Annotated in this window: 25 protein-coding genes; 18 read left to right on the top strand and 7 right to left on the bottom strand. The window is 32.2% G+C overall.

Going from position 1 to position 26945, the window contains the following annotated elements:
- The first annotated feature begins 245 nt into the window (after window positions 1-245).
- Both H526_RS0118370 and H526_RS0118365 read left to right on the top strand, forming a co-directional pair.
- Window positions 246-1400 carry a serine hydrolase domain-containing protein gene (locus H526_RS0118370; protein ID WP_027394342.1) on the top strand — a complete coding sequence of 385 codons (1155 nt, stop codon included), beginning with the start codon at window positions 246-248 and terminating at the stop codon, window positions 1398-1400.
- Window positions 1390-2103 (top strand): 3'-5' exonuclease, encoded by a 714-nt coding sequence (locus H526_RS0118365; protein ID WP_027394341.1) that lies wholly within the window; start codon window positions 1390-1392, stop codon window positions 2101-2103. Before H526_RS0118370 ends, H526_RS0118365 begins: the two co-directional genes overlap by 11 nt.
- Before the next feature lie 74 nt (window positions 2104-2177).
- On the opposite strand, the gene H526_RS0118360 is transcribed toward H526_RS0118365, so the two are convergent.
- From H526_RS0118360 to H526_RS0118350, 3 genes are all read right to left on the bottom strand, one after another.
- Window positions 2178-2867: a TapB family protein gene (locus tag H526_RS0118360; RefSeq protein ID WP_027394340.1), complete on the bottom strand. Its 690-nt coding sequence runs from the start codon at window positions 2865-2867 to the stop codon at window positions 2178-2180.
- A 24-nt stretch (window positions 2868-2891) separates the two neighbouring features.
- A complete protein-coding gene (locus H526_RS0118355) occupies window positions 2892-3869 on the bottom strand; it encodes a Kelch repeat-containing protein (protein WP_027394339.1) in 978 nt (325 codons plus the stop codon).
- A 116-nt stretch (window positions 3870-3985) separates the two neighbouring features.
- Window positions 3986-4714, bottom strand: coding sequence for a metallophosphoesterase (locus H526_RS0118350; protein ID WP_027394338.1), 729 nt, complete (start codon window positions 4712-4714; stop codon window positions 3986-3988).
- Window positions 4715-4959: 245 nt separating this feature from the next.
- Here H526_RS0118350 and H526_RS0118345 point away from each other — a divergent pair, with 245 nt between their 5' ends.
- Window positions 4960-5865 (top strand): alpha/beta fold hydrolase, encoded by a 906-nt coding sequence (locus tag H526_RS0118345; RefSeq protein WP_027394337.1) that lies wholly within the window; start codon window positions 4960-4962, stop codon window positions 5863-5865.
- 70 nt (window positions 5866-5935) lie between these two features.
- Here H526_RS0118345 and H526_RS0118340 read toward each other — a convergent pair whose 3' ends face one another.
- Together H526_RS0118340 and H526_RS0118335 are read right to left on the bottom strand one after the other, a co-directional pair.
- On the bottom strand, window positions 5936-7075 hold the full coding sequence (locus H526_RS0118340; RefSeq protein WP_027394336.1) for an ATP-binding protein: 1140 nt from the start codon (window positions 7073-7075) through the stop codon (window positions 5936-5938).
- 87 nt (window positions 7076-7162) lie between these two features.
- Window positions 7163-7912: an SDR family NAD(P)-dependent oxidoreductase gene (locus tag H526_RS0118335; protein WP_027394335.1), complete on the bottom strand. Its 750-nt coding sequence runs from the start codon at window positions 7910-7912 to the stop codon at window positions 7163-7165.
- Between the two features lie 260 nt (window positions 7913-8172).
- On the opposite strand from H526_RS0118335, the gene H526_RS0118330 reads away from it, so the two are divergent.
- The 9 genes from H526_RS0118330 to H526_RS0118290 all read left to right on the top strand — a co-directional run bounded on the left by H526_RS0118330 (window position 8173) and on the right by H526_RS0118290 (window position 18028).
- Window positions 8173-9174 (top strand): AAA family ATPase, encoded by a 1002-nt coding sequence (locus tag H526_RS0118330; protein WP_027394334.1) that lies wholly within the window; start codon window positions 8173-8175, stop codon window positions 9172-9174.
- Window positions 9175-9270: 96 nt separating this feature from the next.
- Window positions 9271-10137 carry a DUF58 domain-containing protein gene (locus tag H526_RS0118325; protein WP_027394333.1) on the top strand — a complete coding sequence of 289 codons (867 nt, stop codon included), beginning with the start codon at window positions 9271-9273 and terminating at the stop codon, window positions 10135-10137.
- Window positions 10138-10228: 91 nt separating this feature from the next.
- Window positions 10229-11812, top strand: a complete 1584-nt coding sequence (locus H526_RS0118320) for a BatD family protein (protein ID WP_155839731.1) — start codon at window positions 10229-10231, stop codon at window positions 11810-11812.
- Between the two features lie 2 nt (window positions 11813-11814).
- Complete coding sequence (locus tag H526_RS0118315; protein WP_027394331.1) at window positions 11815-12819, top strand: vWA domain-containing protein; 1005 nt, start codon at window positions 11815-11817, stop codon at window positions 12817-12819.
- Between the two features lie 15 nt (window positions 12820-12834).
- Window positions 12835-13341: a flavodoxin family protein gene (locus tag H526_RS0118310; RefSeq protein WP_027394330.1), complete on the top strand. Its 507-nt coding sequence runs from the start codon at window positions 12835-12837 to the stop codon at window positions 13339-13341.
- 79 nt (window positions 13342-13420) lie between these two features.
- Entirely contained in the window at window positions 13421-14455 is a 1035-nt protein-coding gene (locus H526_RS0118305; protein WP_027394329.1) for a vWA domain-containing protein, read from the top strand.
- A gap of 68 nt (window positions 14456-14523) precedes the next feature.
- A complete protein-coding gene (locus H526_RS0118300; RefSeq protein WP_027394328.1) occupies window positions 14524-15402 on the top strand; it encodes a tetratricopeptide repeat protein in 879 nt (292 codons plus the stop codon).
- A gap of 96 nt (window positions 15403-15498) precedes the next feature.
- On the top strand, window positions 15499-17265 hold the full coding sequence (locus H526_RS0118295; protein WP_027394327.1) for a BatD family protein: 1767 nt from the start codon (window positions 15499-15501) through the stop codon (window positions 17263-17265).
- 13 nt (window positions 17266-17278) lie between these two features.
- Window positions 17279-18028, top strand: coding sequence for a tetratricopeptide repeat protein (locus tag H526_RS0118290; RefSeq protein ID WP_027394326.1), 750 nt, complete (start codon window positions 17279-17281; stop codon window positions 18026-18028).
- On the opposite strand, the gene H526_RS29550 is transcribed toward H526_RS0118290, so the two are convergent.
- Window positions 18023-19237 carry a DUF418 domain-containing protein gene (locus H526_RS29550; RefSeq protein ID WP_051336230.1) on the bottom strand — a complete coding sequence of 405 codons (1215 nt, stop codon included), beginning with the start codon at window positions 19235-19237 and terminating at the stop codon, window positions 18023-18025. The genes H526_RS0118290 and H526_RS29550 overlap by 6 nt on opposite strands.
- Window positions 19238-19419: 182 nt before the next feature.
- On the opposite strand from H526_RS29550, the gene H526_RS0118280 reads away from it, so the two are divergent.
- From H526_RS0118280 to H526_RS0118265, 4 genes are all read left to right on the top strand, one after another.
- Window positions 19420-19752 (top strand): hypothetical protein, encoded by a 333-nt coding sequence (locus tag H526_RS0118280; protein ID WP_027394325.1) that lies wholly within the window; start codon window positions 19420-19422, stop codon window positions 19750-19752.
- Between the two features lie 125 nt (window positions 19753-19877).
- Window positions 19878-21476 (top strand): SulP family inorganic anion transporter, encoded by a 1599-nt coding sequence (locus tag H526_RS0118275; RefSeq protein WP_035086035.1) that lies wholly within the window; start codon window positions 19878-19880, stop codon window positions 21474-21476.
- A gap of 17 nt (window positions 21477-21493) precedes the next feature.
- Entirely contained in the window at window positions 21494-22126 is a 633-nt protein-coding gene (locus H526_RS0118270; RefSeq protein WP_027394323.1) for a carbonic anhydrase family protein, read from the top strand.
- A gap of 200 nt (window positions 22127-22326) precedes the next feature.
- On the top strand, window positions 22327-24189 hold the full coding sequence (locus H526_RS0118265; RefSeq protein WP_027394322.1) for a SulP family inorganic anion transporter: 1863 nt from the start codon (window positions 22327-22329) through the stop codon (window positions 24187-24189).
- A gap of 9 nt (window positions 24190-24198) precedes the next feature.
- Here the strand turns inward: H526_RS0118265 and H526_RS0118260 are convergent, their stop codons facing one another.
- Window positions 24199-24708, bottom strand: coding sequence for a CvpA family protein (locus H526_RS0118260; RefSeq protein WP_027394321.1), 510 nt, complete (start codon window positions 24706-24708; stop codon window positions 24199-24201).
- Window positions 24709-24912: 204 nt separating this feature from the next.
- Between H526_RS0118260 and H526_RS0118255 the strand changes: the two genes are divergently transcribed.
- Both H526_RS0118255 and pheS read left to right on the top strand, forming a co-directional pair.
- On the top strand, window positions 24913-25269 hold the full coding sequence (locus H526_RS0118255) for a hypothetical protein (RefSeq protein ID WP_027394320.1): 357 nt from the start codon (window positions 24913-24915) through the stop codon (window positions 25267-25269).
- Between the two features lie 656 nt (window positions 25270-25925).
- Window positions 25926-26945: a phenylalanine--tRNA ligase subunit alpha gene (gene pheS, locus H526_RS0118245; protein WP_027394319.1), complete on the top strand. Its 1020-nt coding sequence runs from the start codon at window positions 25926-25928 to the stop codon at window positions 26943-26945.

Genomic DNA, 26945 nt, shown 5'->3' with positions numbered 1-26945 from the left:
TGTTTTTAGATGTAGCTTATAAATAAAAGATGTGAAATATTAAACTGATATTTCAAAAAAATAACACAAACTCAACAAGCATTCTTATAAGTTATATATCTACACTATTATAACCTAATCGAATTAAATTATCGTCATAATAATTGTTTATCTTTAATTAAAATGCCCGATTCATCGGGCATTTTTTTTGTTCTAAACAGAGATTTTATTTTTCATACCTTAGAGGATTAAAATTTCTAATTCAGATGAGAATTATCAAAAAACTTTTTAAAGGTCTTCTGGCGATTATACTACTTTGTGTGATTTTGTTATATATTTTTGATTATGATTATATTCTAAAAGGAGTTCGTGTAGTATATATGACAGGACATACCACTGCTTATATAGATGATTATACTTATTTTGATAATCACACAATAGAAAAAGGAGATAAACCAATTCCATGGGAATTGCATACCAATTATAATAAAGTAATTCCTACTAAAAGATTAAATACTACCAATGATGCAATGGGGACCGTTGCTTTTATGATTATTAAAAATGATAAGATTTGGTATGAAAACTATGCAGAAGGTTATGGTGCGGAGTCTAAGACGAATTCTTTTTCTATGGCAAAGAGTATTACAACAGCCTTGCTAGGAAAGGCGATCATGGATGGTTATATCAAAAGTTTGGATCAACCGATTGGAGATTTTTTGCCAAAATTCTCCGAAGGATTAGCTGCTAAAACAACTGTAGGGGATCTTTCATCTATGTCATCAGGATTAAACTGGACAGAGCATTATACAAGTCCTTTTTCTATAACTGCAAGAGCATATTATGACCCAGAATTAAGAGATGTTATGAATGGGTTAGAAGTAGTGAACGAACCTGGTAAAGAGTTTGAATATTTAAGTGGGAGTACACAGCTATTAGGAATGGTGATAGAGAAAGCAACTGGCAAGACTTTGTCAGAATATTTAAGCGAAAGCTTTTGGAAACCTATGGGTATGGAACAAGATGCTTTATGGCAGGTAGATAGTGAGGATAGTGGTATGGAGAAAACCTATTGTTGTATCGCTAGTAATGCAAGGGATTTTGCTCGTTTTGGAGTACTATTTAAAAATGACGGAAAGTTTGATGGAAAGCAAATACTACCAAAGGAATTTACAAAAATAGCAACCCAAAAACGTTTCGAAAATGATGATATGTACGGATATGGCTTTTGGTTATCAGATCATTTGAACAAAGATATTTTTGTAATGAGAGGGATTTTGGGACAGTATGTAATAACTATTCCAGAAGATAATATAATTATTGTACGTTTAGGACATCATAGAGGAGGGCCGCAAGGATCTTTTAGTGAGGATTTTTTCATTTATATAGAAGAGGCTTATAAAATGTTAGAGAATGCTTCATAAGATTAATTTAGAACACGTTTTGTTTTTGGATATAGAAACAGTTCCAGAACAAGAGAATTTTGATAAGCTAACAGATGAGAAAAAATATCTTTGGGCTGATAAAACCAAATATCAACGTAAAGAAGAATTCTCTCCAGAAGAATTTTATGATCGAGCAGGAATTTGGGCAGAGTTCGGAAAAATTGTATGTATTTCTGTAGGATATTTTACCTTTAAAGGAGAAATAAGATCCTTTAGAACTACCTCTTTTTACGGAGAAGAGAAACAATTGTTGATAGATTTCAAAAATTTATTAGAAACACATTTTAATCATCCACATCATTTACTTTGTGCACATAATGGTAAAGAATTTGATTTTCCATATATAGCTAGAAGAATGATTATTCATAATATCAGCTTACCATTTAAGCTAAATCTGTTTGGTAAAAAACCTTGGGAAGTTCCACATCTGGATACCTTGGATTTATGGAAATTTGGGGATTATAAACATTATACTTCATTAAAGTTATTGACCAACATTTTAGGGATTCCTTCTCCTAAGGATGATATTGATGGTAGTCAGGTAAGACAGGTTTATTATGAAGAAAACGATATAGACAGAATTGTAATTTATTGTGAAAAGGACACAGTAGCAGTAGCACAGATTCTATTACGTCTACGACAAGAAGAATTATTAGATGATGATGAGGTTGTGTCGGTATAAGGTGTCTTATTTTTATTTACAATAAAGAGAACCTTTTTTTATTAGATTCTCTTATGTAAATGGTTAAAATATGTCTATTGTAATCTAGCTAAAACAGATTTACTAAGTAATTTTCCATTAGATTTAGTAGTTTCTTGTTGTACTAAACCAACACCTTTAGAAATCCATTGTTTTACATAAAATGTTTGTTTCATACCTATACTCATATTAGTTTCGTTGACATAGGTGATTACATAACAATCAAATGATCCTGCAGATGTGCTAATAGTCTCTTTTGATGCTACTTTACGTTTTTTTAGATCTACTGTCATATCAATACTCATTACACCAGCATCCACTGACATGGTTACGTGGCCATCGGGTAATTCTTGTCCAATATTGATTGAATTAGGAATATCAATTCCAGTTCCTTTAATGCTGTATTCCATATCTTTATATTGATTAAATAATCCCGGAGAAATTATAGATTCAGGATCTAATCTAGTAGTTCCTCCATCGCAGATTGCAATAAATTGTGTTTCGGTAATAATTTTTTGTTTCTTAGAATCGTTCATAGACATATTCATTTTAATTTTAGAATCTGATCCTGACGAGTTCACTTCCAAAACCTCATAGTTTGTTTCAGATGTTAATTTGTTTTTTTTATTAAAATGATGCATTGTGATTTTAGTCCCAACTTTGGAAGGATAAAATTGACTACAATCATTTTGAGAGATACTATTAGTTGTAATAAGTATTGCGAAAATTAATAAGAGCGTTTTCATAATTATAAAGGGATTTATTTAATTTTAATCTTCATCAATTGTCCAGATTTCTCCAGAGGTTCCAGATGTTATGTAACCTCCAAACAGCCATAGTTCTTCTCCATAAGCCAGACAAGTATGAGAATGCGAGCTTTCAAAAGGAATAATTCCATCATACACTGTCCAATTACGCATATCAGAAGAATACCAAATATCCTTAACAACTCTTGATGCATCTGATTTTCCATTAACAACCCATACTTTATTGTTATAAACAGTTGCAGTATGTAAATCTCTAGCGCTGAAAATTGAAGATGAAATAGACACTAAAGACCAGTTTATTCCGTCGGTACTTGACCAGATTTCATTAAATCTGTCGGTTTCATTTCTACCTCCAATAACGTATAGGGTATTATTAAAGGCTACTGTTTGGTGATTCCCTCTAACTGGAAAAGCATTTGCGGTTTCTTCTGTCCAATTAATACCATCTGTAGTGGACCACACAATCATATTAGTTCGATCAGATGTAGGACCAATTACGTACATTTTGTTGTTTAATACTGTAGTAGTATGAGCGGACATATTACCAAAAGGGGCTGTCATTGTTACATTAGACCAAGTAATACCATCGTCGGAGTTCCATATATCAGATAAAAGTTCATCAGAGTTATTTTTTCCACCAATTAACCACATTTGATCATTGAAAACGGTAAGTGTATGACGATATCTTGCTTCGAAGATATTGCTAGTAACAGATACCCAATTGATGCCATTATTGCTTGACCAAACATCGCTAGAGTACGTATCTTCTGGGGTATAAGCGTTATCACCACCTACAGACCATATTTTTCCTTCAAATGCTACCATGGAGTTTTCTGCAAATCCTCCCATTTGATCTTCTTGAGTTTTTAAATCAAAAGCCAAAGAAATGTCTGAGAAATCATTTGTAATTACGTCGTCTTCTGTATTACATGCTATACTAATAACATATAGAAATACTAATAAAATTTTTGAGGTTTTCATTGCGTTACGTTTTTTAGTTTCCTATTAGTATAGTATTATATGATTAGGTAAACATCAAGAATAAAAAAATCGCTCATTAGAGCGATTTAAGATTGATTTTATAGGCGTAAATGTTTTTAATTTCTTCCGCTTTCATCAGGGTATAAGGTATATACCGGATTACTTTGCCAAAATTCTTTAGTGTCTATGTCCATTATGGTAAGTGGGCCTTTAAAAGCAGCTCCTGTATCCATATTCCAAATACAAGTTGCGTTTACAGGAGTTGTTTTGTTTATTCTAGTCACTGGAGTATGACCAATATAAATTTCATCGAAAAGTAAAAGTCTTTTTGGATATGCGAGATCTGTTTTCTTTAGTTTAGGATCTATAGAAAGAGCAGTTTCCCATAAAGTTCGATCCCAATAGAACAATTTGCTGAAATATTCTCGATGTGGTCCATGGATATTCGTGAAACCTGCATGTAGGTATAGTCTATTATGATCATCAATATAATAATTAAGAAGATTTTCATAAAAATAAAGATGGGTCTCAATTTCTTCTTTTGATAAGGATTGATAGGAGTCCATAGTGGCCTGACCTCCGTGTTTTATCCATTCTGGATTATATTTTTTCTCTTTTAACCAAGTATAACAGAGTTCATCGTGATTGCCTCTTATGAATACACAGTTATGCGTTTTTTGCAAGTCGATAAGAAACGAAACTAGCGGGGCGCTATCTGTCCACCCATCAACATAATCACCAAGAAAGATTAAGGTGTCATCAGTTGTTACACTTGCTTTATTAATTAATTGTTTAAGAGCTTTTAGAGCTCCGTGTATATCTCCAATAACAAGATTTCTACTCATTTTACACTTCTGATTTTAAGAGGACTTGAAGATACTATTTTACAACATTTTTAAAGGTATTACATAAGAGTAAAATGTTATTTTTTTGAATATTGTCTAAAAGGTTTTAGATGTAGATAATAATGTAAGATTGAGAAAGAATAAAATATTAGAAAGTTTTTTTAGGGTATTTTATGAGTTATGTGTTTTGGGAATAAAATATAAATAAAGAAAGTCGAAGTGACTTTTGTAAAAACTTATCCAAAATGAAAAAAATAATTTATGTATTTACTATTGCTTTGTTATTAGTCAATTGTAACAATGATGACGATTCAGTACAGTTAGAAGAATTAGATATACAAAATGCACTTACCAAAATACCAGATGATATTACAAAATTATTTAGTGCTAAAGGAAATGAAAGCGCTGATACAGTTGTTATCTATGAACAAGGAGGACCAGATAAGGAATTAGATGATGAGTATTTTGAGCTTAATGGTAGTTTTAATACAGATTACAATGATTTATTTAAGAACTATTATAGAGTATATATGCATCAAGCACTTACACTTAATAATGGCTTATGTATGAATGAAGCATTGAAAAAGGAACAAGCTGATTTAGAAAATAAAGTGAGTATAGAGATGCTAGATAGAGTAATTAAGAATTTTAAGTCCAAGGGAAAGAAGGTATATGTAATGGGACATTCGTTTGGAGGTTTTTTGGTAACAAAATATATTGCAGAGAAAGGAAATACTACTGCGGATAAATTTGTAATCATGGCTGCTCGTTTAGAAATGCAACCAGAAGTACCTGATAATTTTTTGCAAGGGAATCCTTATTACTTTTTAAATGGAACAACACCAAAAGAAGAAGATAGGACAGATATCTTGGAAGAATATAATGATATAAAACAATCCTGCCCCTCTGTTTTTTCATTTTTAGGAGCTATCGGTGGAGAGCGTTTTCCTTTAAAGATTACAGCAGGAGATTTGTCTAATGTGATTTATGTTTTTGCAAAAGATGATTTTCAAACAGGAGGATTGTTGACTACGGAAAAGACATTTCTTAGTGATAGAATGGCTAAGGTAATAGAAATTGATACTGGAGGTCATGGAGCAATGTTTAATAGTCCTTATCCACAACAAGTTTTTGATTTATTACAGCAATAACTAAGATTTTTAATAAATAAGGGGAGATAATTGATTTTCCCTTATTTATTTTAAGGTGTATAGTCTTTATCTAATTGTATCTTACTTTTCTCAAGATTCGCATACTTTCTTTATATAATGAATATACTTTACTATCAGTATAATTTTTTAGGTAAGGTTTAGCTTCTTCTAATCTATCTTTTGCTTCATTAAAATCATTAAAATAACATAAAAGATAGGTGACAGGTAGATTAAGAATGTCTTTTTGCTCATTTCTAGTTAATGGCATTTTCTTTTTTAGTTTTTCGATTAAAGCATTGTTACTATTGTATAGATGATACAATGTTTTCCTATCAAATTGTGGAGGTTCAAATAAAATCTTACTTTCTATATCATAACTAACATTGTTCTTAAATTTAATAGTTACTTCTTCTAGAGGGTAGTAATTATATGTTTCTTGCAAACCAAGCTGAACATATTCTATTATTTTAAATTCATCTTCAGTAATAGAGATGCTTATTTCGTCAAACTGGGAATAAAATAATTTTACTTGCTCGTTGATTAAAGCAATATCTACTCTAGAATAGTATACCTCTTCGTTTACATGTTTTTCTTTAGCAGACCAGCATACTACGAAGTATTCTTTAAATACTTTATACGTAGGATTGTAATCTTTTCTGGAGCTCATAAAATCAAATACTCCATCTAATGTTAATTCAATATTGTTTTGAGCATGACTCTCTATGGACTCAACAATGTCAGAATTAACATCTTTGATTTCTATGTCAAATACTTTAGGCATACTGATACTTCCATCCCTAAAAAAGACACTGCCACCATAATATTTCCAAATGTTTTTGCGCAGAGAACATAGCTTGCCGTCTTGAGAACGAATCGATACTAGTCCAACCACCTTGTCACTAGGCAAGTGAGGGAACGGAATGTTTTCGTAAGCTACAATAGGTGGGTTCGATAGATAAGCATTTACTAGGTTTTGAATCTTACTATCATCAAAAAAATCTACCCCTATGATTTGGTTATCTTCATCTTCAACTCCAATGACAATATATGAGTTGTTTTTAGGATTGGAGTTAGAAAGAGCGCATATATGTTTTAGGAATTTAGCCTTACCTTCTTTTTCACCAATATTAAGTTTGCGTTTTTTGTCATAAAAACTGTTCTCATCATTATGCGCTAAAAGATTTTTTATTAAAAGACGTTTGTTAATCATTCCTCATACATATTGCAATATTCTTTTTCCCTACATAAACTTAGGTATTTTTACCGAACATACAATACTCTGAAGATAAAGAAATTATCAACCTTTATTTACAATTGTACTGTTAGCTTGAGCTGTTGGTAAAACTACAAGATCAGAAATGTTTACGTGGTAAGGTCTTGTAACTACAAAACTAATGATGTCAGCAATGTCTTCAGGCCTCAAAGGGTCGAAACCATTATAAACGGTATCAGCTCTTTTATCATCTCCTTTAAACCTAACATTACTGAATTCAGTTTCTACTAATCCTGGGTGTATAGCTCCAACTCTTATACCATGTTTATTTAGATCTATCAGCATTCCCTTATTAATAGCATCAACGGCATGTTTACTGGCACAATAGACATTTCCATTAGGATAAACTTCTTTACCTGCTATAGAACCAATATTGATAATATGTCCGGATTTTTGCGAAATCATTTTAGGAATAATTGCTTTGGATACATAAAGTAGTCCCTTTACATTTATATCTAACATAGCGTCCCAGTCATCGATCTCTCCAGTCTGTATAGGATCTAATCCATGTGCATTTCCAGCATTGTTAATTAATATATCTATGGTATCGAATTCTCGAGGCAAGTTTTCTATACTTTTAAAAACACTTTCTTTATCTCTAACATCAAAGCAGAGCGTATGGACTTTTACCGTTTTACTTAATTCGGATTTCATTTGATCTAACCGTTCTTGTCTTCTTCCGCAAAGTATTAGATTTATATTTTTTTTGGCAAACTCATAAGCTGTTGATTTTCCTATGCCACTTGTAGCTCCAGTTATCAATGCTGTTTTCATAAAATAGATGATTTTTCATTTAGATTTTTGCAACATTATTTAAAGACTTTCGTCTTTTAGAAACATCATCGCGAAAGGCGATGAAAATTGTTACGTCCGCTTTTTCAGTAAAAAGATCTAAATATACTGTAAAATTTGGGCGTAAGCGTATTTTAAGACAACACATTTAACCTATAATTAACAAGAAGAAGAAAAATAATTTAACAATTTGCAATGCTGAAACATGAATGTTAAATTCACGCTTTTAAAAAAAAGAATAGATGGAAGAAAATAGTTCTATTGATATTGCTTCAATCAATGAAAAAATACAGAAAGAATCTGCATTTGTAGATTTACTTGCTTTAGAAATTAATAAAGTAATCGTAGGCCAGAAGCACATGGTCGAGCGATTATTAATAGGATTACTAGGACAAGGACATATTTTGTTAGAAGGTGTTCCTGGTTTAGCAAAAACCTTAGCTATAAATACCCTTTCAAAAGCCGTACACGGAAGTTTTAGTCGTATCCAGTTTACACCAGATTTATTACCTGCAGATGTAACAGGGACACTAATTTTTAATATGAAAGAAAATGACTTTTCGATCAAGAAAGGGCCTATTTTTGCAAATTTTGTGTTAGCTGATGAGATTAACCGTGCTCCCGCCAAGGTGCAGAGTGCCTTGTTAGAAGCAATGCAGGAGAAACAAGTTACAATTGGTGATGAGACCTTCGGGTTAGATAAACCTTTCTTGGTAATGGCGACTATGAATCCAGTTGAGCAAGAAGGAACGTATCCACTACCAGAAGCGCAGGTTGACCGTTTTATGCTAAAGACGGTTATTGATTACCCTAAATTAGAGGATGAACAATTAATCGTTCGTGCAAATCTTAAAGGTTCTTTTGAAAAAGTAAATCCTGTAGTTTCCGTAGAGCAAATTATTAAAGCTCAGGAAGCGGTAAGAGAAGTATATATGGACGAAAAGATTGAAAAATATATTTTGGATATCATTTTTGCTACTCGCTTCCCTGAGAAATATGGCTTGGAAGAGTTAAAACCTCTTATCAGTTTTGGAGCTTCACCAAGGGGAAGTATTAATATGGCTACTGCTGCTAAATGTTTTGCTTTTATAAAAAGAAGAGGATATGTTATTCCAGAAGATGTTCGTGCTGTAGTGCACGATGTATTACGTCATCGTATTGGAATTACTTATGAGGCTGAAGCAGAAAATGTTACTTCAGTAGATATCATCAATAAGATTGTAAACGAGATTGAAGTTCCATAGTATTGTCATTCCTGCGAAGGCAGGAATCTCATTATTATTTGTTAGAAAGTATGATTTGATAGATTCCGCATCGGGTGCGAAATGACAAAACAAAAAATGGATACCAAAGAGTTACTAAAAAAAGTTCGAAAAATTGAGATCAAGACAAGGCGCTTGAGTGACCATATATTTGGAGGAGAATATCATTCTACTTTCAAGGGCCGTGGTATGACTTTTAGCGAAGTTCGACAATATCAATTTGGGGATGATGTTCGTAATATAGATTGGAATGTAACTGCGCGTTATAACGAGCCTTATATTAAAGTTTTTGAAGAGGAACGTGAATTGACAATGATGTTGATGGTAGACGTTTCTGGATCACAATTATTCGGAACTAAACAACAATTCAAAAAAGAAATTATAACAGAGATCGCCGCGACTTTAGCATTTTCTGCTACCCAGAATAATGATAAAATTGGATTGATTTTGTTTACTGATGAAATCGAGCTTTTTATTCCACCAAAAAAAGGACGATCTCATGTGTTAAGAATTATTAGAGAATTATTAGAATATGAGCCTAAGAGTAAACAAACTAATATTACGGAAGCATTGAAATTCTTATCAAACGTAATGAAAAAGAAAGCAATTGTATTTATGCTTTCTGATTTTATTGCGGATGATTATCAACAAACGTTAAAAATTGTTGGAGGAAAACATGATGTTACGGGCATTCGAGTATATGATCAGCGCGAAGAGGAGATTCCTAATTTAGGAATGGTCCAGATGGAAGATGAAGAAACGGGAGAGTTACTTTTGGTAAATACGAGCTCTAAGAAAATAAGAACCAATTATGGAAAGTATTATCAAGATCGAGTAGATTATTTTAAAGATAGTTTTACTAGAAGCGGTGCAGGTTCGATAAGTAGTAGAGTGGATGAGAGTTACGTAAAGAAATTATTAGGATATTTTAAAAGGAGAGGATAGGCTACAAGTAAGAATGAGTAATTATAAAGTACTAATTAGTAATAAAACATATGATATTCAGCTTTTGAAAAAAGTTAGAAAGATAATATTTATGATCCTCTTTCTTGTTTTTTCTGGATTTCATGGTATTGCACAAGTTGCAACTAGTATTGATTCTACATCAATAAAAATCGGTGAAGAAATTAGATACAAAATGCAGGTTGAAGTAGATTCTACCGAAATTGTAATTTTTCCAGAAGGGCAAACATTTTCGCCACTCGAAGTTATAGAATCCTATAAAACAGATACTACAAAAAACGGAAATAGATTTAATCTAATCAAAGAATATGCGTTAACACAATTTGATTCTGGGCATTACACAATTCCGAGACAAAAAGTGATGATAGGGGATCGATCATTTTTTACAGATTCATTAAAAGTAGAGGTTCGAGATGTAGTTGTAGATACTACAAAACAAAAAATGTTTGAGATCAAACCGATAGTGGATGTAGATGCTTCTTTTTTTAACTGGAAAAAGTATTTATGGTGGATTTTAATACCGCTTGTATTGATTGGGTTGATTGTATTTCTTGTTTTAAGAAGAAAAAAGCGAAAAGAGGCAAAAGAAGATGAGCTTCCTCCTTATGAAAGAGCAATTTTAGCATTACAAAGAATCGACGAATCACAATTGTTAGAGCAAGATTCTCACAAAGAATATTATTCTCAATTGAGTGATACAGCACGTAAGTATATTGACGAAGAAGTATATGATCATGCAATGGAAAGTACTACGGATGAATTAATAGCTCGACTTGATGAAGAAATTAAAACAGGGTCATTAAATTTAGATAAGCATACAATCGAAGAACTTAAATCAGTCCTAAAAACGGCTGATATGGCAAAGTTTGCTAAGTCCAAACCTGATATTGGTACTGCTAAAGCCGATAGAAATGTTATTGAAAAAGTAATAAATGAGACAAAGAATGCAATTCCAGAACCAACTGAGGAAGAATTGCTGGCAGATGAAGAATATCGAAAAACTGTCGCAGAAAAAAAACTAAGAAGAAAAATTATTTTCGGAAGTATAGCAGGTGTTGGTGTAATCGCAATTACATTAATGATTTTTATTGTTGTAAAAGGGTATGATGTTGTGAAAGATTCAATCTTAGGGCATCCAACGAAAGAGTTAGCCGAAACAGAGTGGATCAGTAGTGCTTATGGAGCGCCACCAGTTACGATATCTACTCCCAAAGTGTTAATTAGAAATAATTTTCAATTAACTGAAGAACAAAAACAAATTCTAAAAGGAAATGAAACCTTTATATATGGAAGTTTGGTAGGAAACTTTTTTATCTCCGTTTCGACGGTTCAATACAACCAGAAAACAGAAGTGGATTTAAATAAAGTGGTAGAAGGAGTCGTTGGTAATTTCGAATCGCAAGGAGCTAAAAATATTACTGTAAAAGATGAAGAGTACGAAACATTGGCAGGAGCAAAAGGTATAAAGGTCTTTGGGAATTTAGAGGTTGTAAATACAGTAACCAAGAAAGAACAAAAAAGCGATTATTTGATGCTTAATTTTGCCGAGAATGGTGGTTTCCAACAGATAATGGTAGTTTATGATAAAGAAGATCGTTATGCTAAAGAAGTTGCCCAACGTATTATAAACTCTGTAGAACTTAGAAACGCCAAATAACTATGTTTGAAAATTTTACATTTGAAAATCCACAGTTCTTTTGGTTGTTTTTAACACTACCTTTAGCAATTGCTTGGTATATATGGAAACGAAATAAACAACAAGCTGAGCTTAAAATCTCCAGTATTAAAGGATTTAAAGTATCAGGGAGTTGGTTGGCTAAGGTTAAGCCATTATTGCTGTTGTTGAGATTAATTGCTTTAGCATTAATCATTACGGCGATGGCAAGACCAAGAACTGTCGATGTATCAACTAAAACGAAAACAACTCGAGGGATTGATATAGTAATGGCGATTGACGTTTCTGCAAGTATGCTTGCAAGAGATTTAAGACCTAATCGTTTAGAAGCTTTAAAGGATGTTGCGGCAGAGTTTATCCAAGGTAGACCAAATGATAGAATTGGATTGGTTATGTATGCAGCAGAAAGTTTTACTAAAACACCAATTACTAGTGATAAGGCGATTGTGCTTAGTGCAATGAAAGAAATAGAATATAATAATCTTTTAGAAAATGGTACGGCAATTGGTATGGGATTGGCTACTTCTGTAAATAGACTAAAAGACAGCAAAGCAAAAAGCAAAGTAATTATATTACTTACTGATGGTTCTAATAATGCTGGTTTTATTGATCCTAAAATAGCCTCAGAATTGGCAGTTGAGTATGGCATTAAAACCTATACGATTGGTATTGGAACTAATGGAATGGCTTTAGCACCAGTTGCTATTAGACCAAATGGATCATTTCAATATGGAAATGTAAAGGTGGAAATTGATGAAGAACTTTTGAAGGAAATTGCAAAAGTGACCAAAGGAAAATATTTTAGAGCAACCAATAATAAGAAACTAGAACAGATATATGAGGAGATTGATAAGCTAGAAAAAACAGATGTAGAAGAGTTTAAGTTTTATAACTATGAAGAAAAATTTCGACCATTAGTGTTATTAGCTGGATTGTTATTGTTGGTTGAATTTTTGTTGAGATTTACCGTGTTTAGAAGTTTTATTTAAGTAAAAGTACAGTAGTTGAAAAAAGGAATCATAATTCAAGGAAGTTCGAGAAGTAATGGAGATACCGGTATTGTAGTTTCTTATTTAAAAGAAATGACTGGTTTTGAAATGATTGATTTAAATCAAAGAGAAATAAATTACTTTGATTACGATTTTAACAACAATGATGATTTTGAAATAATTTTTAAAAATATAGTACAGAATTATCAGACGATAGTTTTAGCCACGCCAGTATATTGGTATACAATGAGCGGAATTATGAAAGTGTTTTTAGACAGAATTTCTGATTATCTGTATAAGGAAAAAGATTTCGGAAGAATGTTAAGAGGAAAAGAGATGGCGATGATCAGTTGCAGTAATGATGATGATAGAGTAATGGAATTCCCTCTTCCTTTTTCCAGAAGTGCTGAATACCTGGGAATGCAGTATTTAGGAGATATACATACTTGGGTTCGGGATAAAGAACTTTCTCAAGAAATGAAAGAAAAAATAAATGCTTTTGCTTTAAAAATAAAAAATTAAATATACAGCATACTAAACTTTTTAAGTGTAGTTGGTTCGTATATAAATTACAGTGTTTGCTGTAACTAAGAATAATAAAATGTATCTATTAGAAGAAAAAATATATTTCTGGTTATTGTTGGTAATACCAATAGTAATTGTGTTGTTTCTTGGTGTTTTAATTTGGAAGAAAACGGCTCAGAAAAAGTTTGCGGACAAAGAATTATTAAAAAGATTAAGCCCTAATCAATCAATTTTTAAATCAATACTAAAAATTGTGGTTATTAGTTTAGCTTTTGCTTGTTTTATTATTGCTTTGGTCAATCCCAAAGTAGGAACTAAATTAGAAACAGTAAAACGAGAAGGTGTTGATGTCGTATTTGCAATAGATGTTTCTAAAAGTATGCTCGCAGAGGATATTGCGCCAAATCGAATAGAGAAAACAAAGCAATTAGTAACTCAGATTATTAATAATTTAGCAAGTGATCGTGTAGGTATTATTGCATATGCAGCTAGTGCATTTCCGCAATTACCAATAACCACAGATTATGGATCTGCTAAGATGTTTCTACAATCAATGAATACGGATATGCTTTCTTCTCAGGGAACTGCTATTAATGAAGCTATCGAACTAGCAAAAACCTATTATGATGATGAGGAACAGACGAATAGAGTATTGTTCATTATAAGCGATGGAGAAGATCATGAAGGAAATGTAGCATCTATAGCAGAAGAAGCAGCTAAAGAAGGCATTAAGATATATACAATCGGTGTTGGAACAACCAAAGGAGGCCCAATTCCGATAAAACGTAACGGAATAGTCCAATCGTATAAGAAAAATAGTCAGGGAGAAACTGTTATTACAAAATTAAATACGACAATTTTACAGGAAATTGCTAATGAAGCAAATGGCACATACATTGATGGTTCTAGTACAAATGCAGTGGTAGAAAATGTGACAGAATTATTACAAGGCATGGATAAAAAAGAGTTTGAAGCCAAACAATTTGCAGATTTTAAAGATCAGTTCCAATGGTTTCTAGGAGCAGGTTTACTATTGCTATTCTTAGATATTTTCTTATTAGAAAGAAAAACTTCTTGGGTTAAAAGGCTAAACTTGTTTAATGAAGAATAAGTTATGAGCAATAAAATATTGAAGGAATAAGCTTGTTAAAGCTTGATACAGAATAAAATAAAAACGTTATGAAAAACTTACTGATTATAGTACTATGTTTTCAATTCGGGATTACTTTTTCGCAAGAAGAAGATCGAATAGAAGCTATAGCAGAGGCAGATCGATTTGTAGCGACTGGAAATGAAGTGTTGGTTAAAGATGGTAATTTTCCAAAAGCAGAAGGGGAATATCGTAAAGCAATATCCAAAAATCCGGTAGATCCAACAGCTAAGTACAATTTAGCAAATGCATATTACAACACAGAAAAATATGATGAAGCACACCAACGATATACCGAAGCTGTAAAAACAGCAACTTCAAAAGTAGAAAAACATAAGGCATTCCATAACCAAGGGAATACCTATATGGAACAGAAAAAATATAAAGAAGCAGTAGCGGCGTATAAGAATGCTTTACGTAATAATCCTAAAGATGATGAGACACGATATAATTTAGCACTAGCAAAACAATTATTAGAAAAACAACAAAACGAAGATAAAGGAGGAGGGGACAAGGATAATAAAGATCAGAATAAAGACGACAAAAAAGATAAAGAGGACAAGGATAAGAAAGAGGGCGAAAATAAAGAAGATAAGAAAGAAGGAGGAGACGATAAGGATAAAAAAGGAGATAAAGGAGACGATAAAGAGGATAAAAAAGGAGAAGATAAAAAAGATGAAAAAGGTGATCCTAAAGATGATGGTAAAGACAAAAAGGAAGATAAGAAAGAAGGAGATGGAAAGCCTGAAGAACAAAATAAGCAGCCACAACAGGCACAAGGTCAATTGTCTCCTCAGCAAGTAAAAAGTCTTTTAGAAGCAATGAATAATGAAGAAAGAAAAGTACAGGATAAAATAAATGCTAAAAAAGCTAAAGGAACAAAAACAAAAACTGAAAAAGATTGGTAAGCGAATGAAATCTATGCGACTAAAAGTATTACATTTTGATAATGATTATTTTAGTTACTCTAGATATCATTTGTTCCTAAAAAGTATATAAAACTGATGAATATAAAATTAATTTTTCTAACACTATTTTTAGCAGTTACCCAACTTGGGTTCGCTCAAGTAAAGTTTGAGGCTAAATTGAGTAAGAAAAAACTGGGTATCAACGAAAGATTACGCGTCGATTTTGAAATGAATAAAGACGGTGATAATTTTACACAACCTAGTTTTAAAGGATTTACTGTTGTTGGAGGACCTAATCAATCCATTAGTAATTCTTGGATCAATGGTAAAAGATCATATGCCAAGACATTTAGTTATTTCCTTTCTCCTACAAAAAGAGGTAATTTTACAATTGGTCAAGCGACTATAGAAATTGATGGACAAACCTATAAAACATTACCAGTAAAAGTACAAGTAACTGCTGCAGTGCAAAAACCAAAAGATGGAAATAATGCGGATTATGTTGCTAGTGAAAATCTACATTTAGTTGCAGAGGTTTCTAAATCCAATCCTTATCTAAATGAAGCTATCACAGTAGTATACAAATTGTATGTAAGCCCAAGAATACAAATTAGTAATTTAAGAGAAATAGATAATCCAAAATATAGTGATTTCTGGAGTCAGGCGATTAAGATTGGTCAGTTAAAAGTAGAAAGAGGTGAGTATAAAGGAGAACCATATAACTTTGTTGTATGTGGTAAAACAGTGTTATATCCCCAAAAAACAGGAAAATTAGATATAGAGCCTTTAACTTTATCAATTGCGGTCGATGTTCCTACAAATCGTCGTGATATTTTTGGAGGCAAGTTGTATTCTACAGTAAATAAAACGGTTGCTGCTGGTACCAGAACAATTAATGTAAAACCGCTTCCTATAGAAGGAAAACCAGACGATTTTTCTGGTGCAGTTGGGTCTTTTGATTTCAAAATTACTCCTAATAGAACTGAGTTGGATGCGACAGAATCCCTAGAGACTAAGATTTTGGTTTCGGGTAATGGAAATCTTAAACTATTTGATCTACCTAAATTAAGTGTTCCAAACGGTTTAGAACAATATGAACCAGAGCATAATGAAAGAGTGAGAACGAATATGACAGGAATGTCTGGGAATATTTCTGATTCTTATACATTGGTTCCTCAGTTTAAAGGAACCTATCCAATTCCTCCTGTTTCTTTTTCGTATTTCGATTTAAAAACCGAAACCTATAAAAGAATAACATCTCAAGAAATAGTAATTAATGTAAAGAATGGTCCTGATAGTGGAAGTATTGTTACAAATTCAGAAGCTACAGGTAACAATAAAAAATTAGTTACTCAAACGGGAAGTCAGTTTAGGTTTTTAAAATTGAATGCTAATCTCGAACCAATCGAGAAAAAACATTTTTTTAAATCGACAGGATACTGGATAGCTCTTGCAGCTCCGCTTTTTGCGATTCCGTTATTTTTGTTTTTTGGAAAAAAGAGAGAAGAAAGATTAAGTGACGTTAGTGGTAATAGAGTACGTAAGGCGGATAAACTTGCAAGAAAATATCTTTCTGAGGCTAAAAAGAACCTAGGAAATCAGAAAGAGTTTTACATTGCAATGGAACGAGCGTTGCATAACTATTTGAAAGCAAAATTACATATCCAAACTAGTGATATGAGTAAAGATCGAATTAAGCGGTTATTAAAAGAAAAAGAAGTAGATGATACTACATCTATAGAGTTTATAGCATTATTAGAAAGCTGTGAATTTGCTAGATATACTCCTTCATCTACAACAGCTATGCAACAGGATTATGATAAGGCGTCTAGAGTGATCTCGGCAATCGATAAACAATTATAAAATATTGAAAGTAGTGAAGAATTTAGTAGTAATAGTTGTTTTCTTAATGAATATGATTGGCTTTGCCCAGAATGATGAATTATTCGAAAAGGCCAATACGTTTTATAATCAAGAAGAGTATCAGCAAGCTATTGATGCATATACAACTATAATAAATAGTGGTAATGAGTCTGCATCATTGTATTATAATTTAGCGAATGCTAACTATAAATTAAGTAATATAGGTCCAAGTATATATTTCTACGAAAAAGCATTAGAACTAGCACCTAATGATGAGGATATTAAAAACAATCTTGCCTATGCCAATAATGCTACTATCGATGCAATAGATGTTATACCAGAAGGTGTGATTTCAAGAACCATTAATGGTTTCACAAATATGTTTGGTTTTGATATGTGGGCTTGGATTTCGATATTAAGTATCGTTCTTTTTGTAGTATTATTTATATTGTATTATGTGACACGTATTTCTTCTAAGAAGAGGTTGTTTTTTATTGGTTCTTGGATATCTCTAGTGGTTGGTTTATTTGCTATCTTCTTTGCTTTTAAACAATATGGTTTTATAGAAAATAATCAGTACGCTATAGTATTTGCTCAGGAAACTACTATAAAAAGTGAACCTAATCTTCGTAGCGAGGAGGTATTCGAGCTTCATGAAGGCACAAAGGTTAAAGTGACCGAAACGGTAAACGATTGGAAAAAAATAAAACTTGCCGACGGAAAAATTGGATGGATTCCCGCTACTGATTTAAAAGAGTTATAGCGTTTGTTTTCTAAAAGACTGAATCTTACCTTTTGTTGCGCTACGCCATAACCATTCTAATGGACCGTACTTAAATTTTTGTAACCATACTTTGCTGATTAAAGCTTGGAGTATTATCAGTGCTAAAGCAAAAATGATAAGATATATAGTTTGTAATTTTCCAATAAGGCCTATTCCCCATCCAAAGAGTAGAAATGTACCAATAATTGATTGTAGAACGTAATTAGTTAGTGCCATCCTACCATACGATTCAAAGAAAGTAAAGAATCGGTACCCTCTTTTTTTGTGATATAAGAGAATAAAACTACATAAGATAATTGCGGTCAGTGCAATATTAGACCAATCATAAACATTGATACCCAATACGTGTAACCAACTACTAAAATCAACAGGTTGTGGAGAAATAGCAAATATTCCTGCTGCTATAGCCATAGCAATTAAAAAAAATATTGAACTTCTTTTAAGCCATTTTTTAATTAAAGGGATTTTTTCCTTTGAATGATGGAATAACCCAATTTTTCCGAGCCATAAACCAATTAAGAAATAACCAAAGGTTAGGTAAAATCTGGCAAATAAACCTACCTGAAAATCTATTTTTTGTAACATTCCTTGTTTCCCGTTAGTAGCAAATACTTCTGTAATAGTACCTTCTTTTAAAATGTTTATATATGCCGTGTTCATTTCGCTATTACCATCCATTATTGATGGAAATCCAAAAAGACTTTCATTTCCTAAAAAGTAAAACGAAATGAACCGCGGAATACTTACTAAAAATAGCCCGGCAACTAAAAGGGTCCATTTATTACGAATATGGTAAAAAGGTATTAAGAAAGGAGTGAGCATTGCATATATAGTTAATATATCTCCCTTGTAAAACAATTGATGAATGTATCCAATAATAAAAAGTAAAAAAGCTCTCCAGAGAAATCGTAATCCATAATTTTCATTTCTCTTACTAGCCGCATCCATTTGGATAAAAAAACTAAGACCAAAAAGGATAGAAAATAAAGCAAAGAATTTACCAACAATAAAGAACCCAATAATTCCACCTAAAATTTGATCAAAAATGGTATTAGTTACCTCCATAAGACTTTCTGATGGAGGAGATGCAATATATTGTTCATTCATATGAACTAAGCATACTCCAGCTAATGCAAAACCTCGCAAAGCATCGATAATTATAATTCTATTTGAAGTATTAGCTGTCAAAGTGAATTAAAATTACTTCATTAATGTTGTTTAAACAATAGCAATGAAGTTAAATTATACTAATTGTTCCGTTGCGGTTAAGATTAAAGTAGAGAAAGAACAAATCGTTCAAATAATTTTACGATTGATTTAACAAATTTTGAAAGTAATACTATTATTTTTACAACCCATAAAAATTATTTATGCCTGCTATTAAAATAAAAATTGCTAGATTTTTGATTATTTCCGGTTTTCTTTTAAACATCGGAAACTATTCATTAGGCTTGTTGGATTTTTATAGCGGAAATATTACTTCGATTAGTTATGCTATAGATGATTCAGAAGAGAAGTCTGAATCGAATGAGAAAGACGGTTCAGAAAAAGAAGACTTAAAAGAAAAAGATAAAATTTCTCAATATTTTGATGAGAAACAAACTAGGATATCTAATGTTATTATTTTGGGTTATCCTGATTTAAGTTACGGAAATTCTTCCGTATATCTAGAGTATGTAACACCACCTCCGGAATATTCATAAGATCTACATAAAATATTTTAGTTCTCTTTTTCTTAATAAGTAAGAAGAGAATATAGGTTTTGATTTGTTTAAATCAATTTCAATTTCAATCACCTGTTAACAGGTAATAACTTAATTATTAAATCATGAGTGTTTTTAAAAATATAAAAAGCGATATACCAGCAAGTATTGTTGTATTCTTTGTAGCATTACCATTATGTCTTGGAATTGCTTTAGCAAGTGGGGCTCCACTTTTTTCCGGTTTGATTGCCGGAATTGTCGGAGGAATTATGGTAGGAGCATTGAGTGGTTCTCAAATTGGAGTAAGTGGACCAGCAGCAGGATTAGCAGCAATCGTTCTCGCTGCCATTTCATCTTTAGGAAGCTATGAGAATTTCTTGGTAGCTGTTGTTTTAGGAGGATTAATTCAAGTAGTCTTTGGAGTTTTAAGACTTGGAATTATTGGGTATTATTTTCCTTCTTCTGTAATTAAGGGCATGCTTACAGGAATAGGGATTATTATTATATTAAAACAGATACCATATTTTTTTGGTATTGATGAAAACCCAGAAGGTGACTTTGCTTTTCTTCAAATTGATGGAGAAAACACATTTACCGAATTACTAAAAACTCTTAATGCATTATTGAGCGGAAGTTTTAATGTTGGAGCTGCAATAGTGGCACTCTTAGGTTTAGGAATTTTAATTTTATGGAGTAATGTGTTATCTAAAAAGGGGAAATTTTTTCAATTAGTTCAAGGTCCTTTAGTAGCAGTAGTTATAGGAATACTTTTTTATATATTTACAAAGGATTCTTCAATAGGGATCACAACCGAACATTTGGTTTCAGTACCGGTACCTGATAACTTTGATAGCTTTTTGGGACAGTTTGCTTTTCCAAATTTTGGAGTTATAACTAGAGGAGATGTTTGGGTTACAGGTTTCACTATTGCATTGGTAGCTAGTTTAGAAACTTTATTATGTGTAGAGGCAACCGATAAATTAGATCCTGAAAAGCGAGTAACACCTACTAATCGTGAACTGTTGGCTCAAGGAGCTGGTAATGTAGTTTCTGGGTTAATAGGAGGGTTACCAATAACACAGGTTATTGTGCGTAGTTCAGCTAATATACAATCTGGTGGTAAAAGTAAAATGTCGGCAATAATTCACGGATTTTTTCTATTAACCTCGGTTATTTTAATTCCTACATTGTTAAATATGATTCCTCTTTCTGTACTTGCAGCAGTTCTTTTTATTGTAGGATATAAATTAGCTAAACCTTCAACATTTAAGGCAATGTGGGCAGCAGGATGGAAACAATTTGTTCCTTTTATAGTAACAATTTTAGGTATTGTACTTACAGACTTATTGGTTGGAATAGGATTAGGACTAGCAGTAGGTATCGTAATAATATTATTTAAAAGTTATCAGAACTCTCATTTCTTACATATCGAAGATAAGAGTAATGGAAAACATAGAATTAAAATGACTTTGGCAGAAGAGGTTACCTTTTTTAATAAAGGAGCTATTCTGAAAGAGTTGGATCAATTACCAGAAGATACATATCTTACTTTAGATGTTAGAAAAACTAGGTACTTGGATAATGATATTATAGAGATTTTAGAGGATTTTGCTTATAAAGCAAAAGAAAGAAATATTGATATTCAATTAATATCAGAACGTGGAATTGCGGAAAACCCTGAGAGTTACATTAAATTTTTTAAATTAAGACCAAAAACTACGTAAATTAAAGAAAACATATTATGAAAGCACATACAAAAGAAACACAAGCGGCAATAACACCGCAAACTGCATTACAGTTATTAAAAGAAGGAAATCAAAGGTTTCAACAAAAGCATATGGCTGACAGAGATTTGTTAGATCAGGTTAATGACACTAAGTCGGGTCAGTTTCCATTTGCAACAATTCTAAGTTGTATAGATTCTAGAGTTTCTTCAGAATTAATTTTTGATCAAGGGATCGGGGATATTTTTAGTGCAAGAGTAGCAGGTAATTTTGTAAATGAAGATATTTTAGGAAGTATGGAATTTGCTTGTAAACTTGCAGGAACTAAATTAGTACTGGTTTTAGGACGTACTGCGTGTGGTGCTGTTAAGGGAGCTTGTGATGATGCTAAGTTAGGAAACCTTACTGCCTTATTAAGTAAAATAAAGCCAGCAGTAGCTGCTGTTACAGAACCATCTGATCCAGCAGAAAGAAATTCAAAAAATATAGATTTTGTAAATGAAGTTGCTGAACAAAATGTAAATATGACGATTCAAAACATTAAGGATCAGAGTGAAGTTCTTAAAGAAATGGAAGCTAATGGCGAGATTATGATTATAGGAGGGATGTATGATATTAACGATGGAAGTGTAACTTTTTATGAGAACTAGGATATGCTAGGTATCTAATATAAAGCCGACATTATTTAGTGTCGGCTTTTTTGTTTTATTTTTAATAGTTTTACACTAGTGTTTAAGTAAAAAAAGATATTATAAATCTTAATACAATGAAGCAAACCAAGATGAAATTTTGATACTCTTGTAAATTTGTTTGGTGAGTTTCTTGTATGTCTAAAAATAATATAAAACGCATGAAAGGATTTTTTAAGAATTTTAAAGGAGATGCTTTTGGTGGATTAACTTCCGGTATTGTAGCATTGCCGTTGGCTTTAGCTTTTGGTGTATCTTCCGGATTGGGACCAACTGCAGGGTTGTATGGAGCTATTTTTATAAGTTTTTTTGCAGCATTATTCGGAGGAACCAATACTCAGATTTCTGGACCTACAGCTCCAATGACCGCTGTAAGTATGGTTGTAATTGCAGGAATTATTGCCGCCAATGACGGAAGTGTAGAAAAAGCATTACCTGCTATTCTAACGATCTTTTTATTATGTGGACTGATACAGATTTTATTAGGAGCTATAGGAGTAGGAAAGTATATTAAATATATTCCTTATCCAGTTGTTTCTGGTTTTATGACTGCCATTGGTGTCATTATATTACTTACTCAGATATTACCATCTGTTGGATATTATCCTAAAGAAGACGATGCGTTTGTTTCTAAATTTAAGCCAGAAGCGCAAGAAGTAATTCTTAAAAATATTCTTAAAGAAGAGGCGGGTAAGGGTGTTTTGGTGCTAGAAGATTTTAAACAAACAATAACTAAGGCAGAAATAATTTCTGAAGCAGATATTTTAAAAGAATCACAAACGCTTGCGGGAAAAGAAGCATCTGGAGCGTATGGAGCAATTAAAGTACTTCCGCGGGCGTTAAAAAACATTAATTGGTTAGAATTGTTACTTGCATTAGGAACCATTTTTATAATTTATGGTTTTAAACGAATTACTAAAGCCGTTCCAAGTACATTGGTAGCGTTGGTTGTAATGTCTGGGATTGCCTATGGCTTCGGGTTGGATTATCGCCCTATAAAAGAAATCCCAAGTGGTTTACCAATACCAAGATGGGAGATATTTACCGGATTTAGTTTAAGTAGTATAACTCCATATTTATTTACAGCTTTTACACTTGCCCTTTTAGGTGCCATTGACTCTTTGTTGACTAGTGTAATTGCGGATAATATGACCAAAACAAGGCATAAACCAAACAAGGAATTGATGGGACAAGGAATTGGAAATAGTATAGCGGCTTTGTTTGGCGGTATACCTGGTGCTGGAGCAACTATTAGAACTGTAGTTAATATAAATGCTGGAGGTAAGACTAAGTTGTCTGGTATGATTGCAGGATTAATTTTATTTGTGGTTATGCTTGGATTGGCTCCTGTTGCATCAAAAATACCTGCAGCTGTTCTTGCAGGAATTCTAATTACAGTAGGTATTGGAGTAATGGATTATAAGGGATTAAAGGCAGTACCAAGTATGCCTAAGGATATTAAGTTAGGACCTATTAAACTAAGTTCTGAAGTTTTAATAATGTTGATTGTACTAGTGTTATCTACATTTTGGAATTTGGTGTATGCAGTTGGTATTGGATTAGTAATTGCTTGTTTGATGTTCATGAAAAAAATTGGTGATTTAACTGCAGAAAGATCTGATGTTAAGCCGCTTAAAGAAGAAGCATGGAGTGATGAGAAAAATTTCCCAGACCAACTTAAGGAGGAAGTATTCATTAAGCACCTTAAAGGTCCATTGTTTTTTGGTTCTACAAGTGATTTTCAAAATTTAGCGGCTCAAATCCCTGATACTTCCAAAGTAGTTGTAGTTCGATTAGCCAAAATGCAATATATGGATCAATCCGGATTATATACCATGGAAGAAATCATTTTAGGGTTACAAGAAAAAGGGATCAAAGTATTATTCGTGGGGCTTCCTAAACAGCCTAGATATATGATGGAACATATAGATATTATTCCTGATTTAGTACCTGAGAATTATATATTTGAGGATTTTAATTCTTGCTTAGAATATATTGAACATAATGTAAAAAACACAGCTTAACTAAATAAGTTAAGTTTTTTGGTCTTCTTCCTTAGTAGTATCTCTAAGGATATTTGGTAATACTGTAGGTGCTATTTTTTTTACAGGAGCATAAAGAATAGAGGAGTCTAATGTCTCTTGCTTAATTAGATTTAGGGATCGATTGGCCGCGTCTACAAATATAATTATTACACTTGCTATAAAGGCAAATTTTAATACGCCAAATGCTGCACCTAAAAGTTTATTTAGGATACCTAATGAGGCAAAATCTGCAATTTTTGTCAGTAGTTTTCCGGCTAAAGATATTAAGATTACAACACCAATAAATGTAATGGCAAATGCAGTTAACTTAAGAGCCCCATCTCCCCAGTTAAGGTATTTCTCTAGATAACCTCCTATCAAGTGTGAGAAGTGTACAGAGACATAAATCCCTGCTACTAATGCAACTAAAGACGCAAGAGAAACAAATAACCCTTTGCTAAACCCTTTGATTAATCCCCATAGCAGTAAAATACCTAAGATGATATCGATATAATTCATTGACAGCTTTGTTTAGACTAATATAATGTTTTAAATCAAAATCGAGTTATTTATACAGTTAGACTTCAATAATTTGTTAGGGTTAGGATATTATGGATGCTTTAAGTTTTCTCAAAAAATGATGGTTGGTCTTTTAGTTAAGCGTTATTTTTGTACTGCTTAATTTTTTAATTAGTATTTATAAAAAGCGAGGAAAATTAGATTATGACCAGAGATGAGAAATTAAAGGAAAGATGGGAAGAATTGGTAATGAAGTTATCTAATCAGTTTGCCGATGGAGATGAGTTAGATTTAGACGCTATTATTTATTTGATTGGAGTGCAAGAATTAGGTCAAGTACATCGTAGATTTAAAAAGGATGAAAAATTAGATTTGATGCACATTGCAATTTGTAGATTGTTAGAGCCATATGGTTATTATGAGTTTGATTATTTTGATGAAGAAGGATGGCCACATTATATTGTAAAAGAACAACTTCCTAATCTTAAAGCAGGAGAACAATCGATTTTGATGAAAGAAGCAATTGTGAATTATTTTGTTATAAGTCAATATATTCTTTAGTTTGACGATGTAACTTTTTTAATTATCTATTAAAACTTGTAATAATCGCTATTAATGAGATTTAATAAAAAAGGAGCCTTATAAGGCTCCTTTTTTATAGTTAAGTTTTTAATTGTGTAATTATCTTCTCATTGCATACCAAGAGGCCGAAGGAAGATTGCTAATCAATTCTTTTAATCCTTTCATATCTATAATCAGAATTCCAAAAAATAACTTTTTCATATCCGGCAATTTTAAATTAAACATTACATGACTAACTTTTAGTCATTACCATTGATTCAAAATTATTGGTTAAGGAGTTTTTGGGAAGTTTAAGCTAAGCAATAGTTGTTTCTATAAGCACTAAAACTGTACTTAAATATAATCAATGTTATCTGTTTTATCAAGATTTTTAACGAGCTTTAACGTATGTTGTATTTCTGTTTCTTGATTAGAGTGAGATGTGGATGTTATAGTGTTCTTTTTTGGTAGTTTGAGAGAATACCGTTTTCTTTTTGATACAATTTGTGTGCAAAAATCAATTTAAAGATAATGTAGTTTTAGAAGCAATTGAACAAAAAAACAAAAATTAAGCTCTTAAATATAACTTCTATTATATTTTGGGTACTATTTATTGTATTTCTGTTTAAATTTGTCCTCTATATAAGAAAAAGATCATGATCGATAAGATTAAAGAATATATCTCAGAAGTTGAGGAGTTTTCTGCGAAGACCAAAGAAGAAGTTGAAATATTTAGAATAAAGTTTTCTGGTAAAAAAGGACTTGTAAATGACTTTTTTGCAGAATTCAGGAACATTGCCAATGATCAGAAGAAAGAATTTGGTCAAGCAATAAATGCACTAAAAGTAGCAGCAGAAGAGAAAGTAAAATCCTTAAAAGATGAGTTAGAATCAAAGGAAGAAGAAAAAGGAGCCTATGGAGATCTTACCCGTCCATCTGAACCTATTTCGTTGGGATCTAGACATCCAATTTCTTTAGTAAAAAATCAAATTATAGATATTTTTTCTCGTATTGGGTTTAATGTTAGTGAAGGTCCAGAAATAGAGGATGATTGGCATAATTTTACAGCACTGAACTTACCAGAGTATCACCCAGCACGTGATATGCAAGATACTTTCTTTATACAAACGGATCCAGATATCTTATTGCGTACGCATACTTCTTCCGTACAGGTAAGATATATGGAAGAGAATAAACCTCCAATAAGAACAATTTCTCCAGGAAGAGTTTATAGAAATGAAGCGATATCTGCTAGATCACATTGCTTTTTTCATCAGGTAGAAGGATTATATATAGATAAAGATGTTTCCTTTGCCGATCTTAAGCAAACGTTGCAATATTTTACTACTGAAATGTTCGGTAAATCTAAGATTAGGTTGCGTCCTTCATATTTTCCATTCACAGAACCAAGTGCTGAGGTGGATGTATATTGGGGATTAGAAACCGAAACAGATTATAAAATGACCAAAGGAACAGGTTGGTTAGAGATAATGGGCTGTGGGATGGTTGACCCTAATGTATTAAAGAATTGTAATATCGATCCTGAAGAGTATAGTGGATTTGCTTTTGGTATGGGAATCGATCGAATTGCCTTACTATTATATGGAATCTCTGATATCCGTATGTTAAGTGAAAATGATGTACGTTTCTTAGAACAATTTAAGTCCGCATTATAA

Origin of the sequence: Aquimarina latercula DSM 2041, assembly GCF_000430645.1 — a bacterium.
Classification (GTDB): domain Bacteria; phylum Bacteroidota; class Bacteroidia; order Flavobacteriales; family Flavobacteriaceae; genus Aquimarina; species Aquimarina latercula.
The sequence above is the reverse complement of the archived record's forward strand: the minus strand, read 5'-3'. Positions and strand labels throughout refer to the sequence as shown.